This is a genomic window from Streptomyces sp. NPDC059679 (assembly GCF_042734105.1).
GTDB lineage: Bacteria > Actinomycetota > Actinomycetes > Streptomycetales > Streptomycetaceae > Streptomyces.
Map to the genome: position 1 here is coordinate 1 of NZ_JBHWES010000168.1, position 3,797 is coordinate 3,797.

Consider the following 3,797-nt stretch of genomic DNA (forward strand, 5'->3'; position numbering starts at 1 on the left):
CGGGTGTCGCATGCGTTCCACTCCCCGTTGATGGACCCGATGCTGGACGAGTTCCGCACCGTGGCCGAAGGGCTGTCCTACCGGCCCCCGGCCATCCCGGTGGTGTCCAACGTGACGGGCGGCCTCGCGGCGGAGGAGCAGCTGTGCTCCGCCGACTACTGGGTGGCCCACGTCCGTCAGGCCGTCCGGTTCGCGGACGCGGTACGGACCCTGGCCGACGACGGCGTCACGGTCTTCGTGGAACTGGGGCCCGACGGGGTGCTCTCCGCCCTGGCGCAGGAGTCGGCGCCGGAAGAGGCAGCGCTGGTGCCGGTATTGCGCAAGGGCCAGGGGGAGGAAAGGTCGGCCCTCACCGCACTCGCCCGGCTCCACGTACGAGGAGTGGAGGTGGACTGGTCCCCGCTGTTCGCGGGCGCCCGGCGGGTGGCCCTTCCCACCTACGCCTTCCAGCACGAGCGGTTCTGGCCGACGGGTGCGGCGAGCCGGGCCGGCGATGTACGCGCGGCCGGCCTTGGCGCGGCCGACCATCCGCTCCTGGGTGCCGCCGTCGGGCTCGCGGGTGCCGGGGGACATCTGTTCACGAGCCTTCTGTCGACGCGGTCCCACCCGTGGCTGGCGGATCACCGGGTGATGGGGCGGCTGGTGGTGCCGGGTACGGCGCTGGTGGAGCTGGCGCTCCGGGCGGGTGACCAGGTCGGCTGCGACCGGGTGGACGAACTCACCCTGGCGGCACCGCTCGTGCTTCCCGAACAGGGCTCCGTACAGCTGCAGCTGACCGTGGGCGAGCCGGATGAGACCGGCAGCCGCCCGGTGAGTGTGCACTCGCGGCCCGAGGGCGCGGAGGACACACCGTGGTTGCGGCACGCCACCGGTACCCTCACCGCCGCCGCATCACCGTCCTCCGCTGAACTCGGCGACGCGACGCCGGATGCGAGGGTGTGGCCGCCGACCGGGGCGGCGCCGCTGGACGTGGACGGCTTCTACGAGCGCCGGGCGGCCGAGGGCTTCGGCTACGGCCCGGTGTTCCAGGGCCTGCGGGCCGCGTGGCGGTTGGGCGACGAACTGTTCGCCGAGGTGGACCTGCCGGAGCGGATGGAAGCAGACGCGGCGGCCTTCGGCCTGCACCCTGCGCTCCTCGACGCCGCTCTGCACGTGGCCGTGCTGGACGACTCGGACTCGGACTCCGACACGGACACGAGTGCCGTGCCGTTCTCCTGGTCGGGGGTCTCGCTGCGGGCCGTGGGCGCCTCCTCGGTACGGGTGAGGTTGTCACGTCGCGCGGACGGCGCCTTGTCGATCGCGCTCGCCGATCCGTCCGGTGCCCCGGTGGCCGCAGTGGACTCCCTGGTGGTGGCCGAGCTTCCGGCCGAGCACGGGGACGGCGGCGACGGCGTCCCGGACATCGCGCGTACCTCCATGTTCCGCCTGGACTGGGTGGCGACACCCGCGGCGGTCCCCGTCGGCGACCGGCTGGCGGTCGTGGGCCCGGACCCGCTGGGCCTGGTCGCGCTGATAGAGGAGGGCGGCGCGACGGCGGAAACGCACGCCGACCTCGCTTCGCTGGCTGCGGCACCGGAGGCTGCGACACCGGGCATCGTGCTGGTGCCCGTGGTCGGCGGCGACTCCGGATCGCCGATGGCGGAGTCCGTACGGACCACCACGAACAGCGTGCTGGAGCAGCTCAGGACCTGGCTGGCGGAGGAGCGGTGGGCGGATTCCCGGCTGGTGTTCGTCACGCGTGGCGCGACGGCCGGCGACGACCTCGCCGCCGCCCCGGTGTGGGGTCTGGTGCGCTCGGCCCAGACCGAACACCCCGGCCGGTTCGGCCTGATCGACCTCGACCTCGACGGCGTCAGGACACCGGGATCGCTGCTGCTGGAAGCCCTCGCCTCCGCGGAGCCGCAAGTGGCGCTGCGCGACGGCGCGATCCGGGCGGCCCGGCTCATTCGCGTCCCCGCATCCGACGGGACCTCGCCGGCATGGGACGGCGAGGGCACCGTGCTCATCACCGGAGGCACGGGAGGACTGGGCCGGCTGGTGGCCCGCCATCTGGTGACCGAGTGCGGCGTACGCCATCTGGTGCTGCTCAGCCGCAGTGGCCCGGCCGCCGACGGTGTCGGGGACCTCGTCGCCGAGCTGACGGCTCACGGCGCGGATGTCACCGTGGCAGCGTGCGATATCGCCGACCGCGACGGGCTCGCCGAGGTGTTGGCCGGGGTGCCCGAGGCACATCCGCTGCGGGGAGTCGTCCATACGGCAGGTGTGCTCGACGACGGCGTGGTGGAGGCGCTGTCGCCGGAGCGGATGGCGAACGTACTGCGGCCGAAGGTGGACGCGGCGTGGCATCTGCATGAGCTGACCCTGGACATGGATCTCTCCGTCTTCGCCCTCTTCTCCTCGGCGGCGGGGGTGTTCGGCGGAGCCGGCCAGGCCAACTACGCGGCGGGCAACGCCTTCCTGGACGCGCTGGCCGAGCATCGACGTACGGCCGGTCTGCCGGCCGTATCGCTGGCCTGGGGCCCGTGGGAGCCGGCGGGCGGGATGACCAGTGCGCTGAGCGAGGCCGACCTGAGGCGGATGGCGCGCTCGGGTATGCAGGCGTTGTCGGCCGAACAGGGGGTGGCGCTGTTCGACGCCGCCCTGGCGAGTGGCGAGGCCGCCGTCGTACCCGTCCGGCTCGACCTGCCCGCGCTGCGCACCCAGGACGAGATTCCCTGGCTGTTGCGCGGACTGGTCCGGGCCAAGGCCCGCCGCGCAGCCGTCGCGGGCTCGGGGGCAGCCGCCTCGCTCATCCGGCGACTGAGCACGCTGACCCATCGAGAGGAGCGGCGTGACGCCCTTTTGAGCCTGGTACGCGGCCAGGTGGCGCTCGTACTCGGGCACGCCGGAGCCGCGTCCGTCGAACCCTCCCGGTCGTTCCAGGACCTGGGGTTCGACTCGCTGACGGCGGTGGAGCTGCGCAACCGGCTGAACATCGCCACGGGGCTGCGGCTGCCCGCCACCCTCGTCTTCGACTACCCCAGGCCCACCACTCTCGCCGACTATCTCCTCGACGAGCTGTTCGGGGTCGAAACAGAGATGTCGGCGCCGACGCACACCCTCCCCGCCACGTCCGACGACCCGGTGGTGGTCGTGGGGATGGCCTGCCGCTACCCGGGTGGGGTGCGTACTCCCGAGGACCTGTGGCAGGTGGTCTTCGAGGGAGTCGACGTGGTCTCGGGCTTCCCGACGGACCGGGGCTGGGATCTGGAGGCGCTGTACGACCCGGACCCGGACCACCTCGGCACCTCCTACACCCGTGAAGGCGGGTTCCTCCAGGACGTGGGGGAGTTTGACGCGGCGTTCTTCGGGATGAGTCCGCGTGAGGCGTTGGCGACGGATGCGCAGCAGCGGCTGCTGTTGGAGACGTCGTGGGAGGCATTCGAGCGGGCCGGGATCGATCCGGTGTCGCTGCGGGGCAGCCGGACCGGTGTGTTCGCCGGGGTGATGTACAACGACTACGCCGATCTGCTCGGCGGGGGTGAGTTCGAGGGCTATCAGGGGAACGGCAGCGCCGCGAGCATGGCCTCGGGCCGGGTGTCCTACACCCTGGGGTTCGAAGGCCCGGCGGTCACGGTCGACACTGCCTGTTCGTCTTCGCTCGTGTCGATGCATTTGGCGGCGCAGGCGTTGCGGGCGGGGGAGTGTTCGCTGGCGTTGGCCGGTGGTGTGACGGTGATGTCGACGCCCGTGGCCTTTGTCGAGTTCTCGCGGCAGCGGGGGCTGTCGCCGGACGGGCGGTGCAAGGCGTTCTCGGA

At 72.4% G+C, this 3,797-nt stretch carries 1 protein-coding gene; it reads left to right on the forward strand.

Annotated elements, in window-relative coordinates:
* Positions 1–3,797 (forward strand): SDR family NAD(P)-dependent oxidoreductase (locus ACFV2X_RS55345; RefSeq protein ID WP_385631871.1); only part of this gene is annotated, 3,797 nt, incomplete at both ends.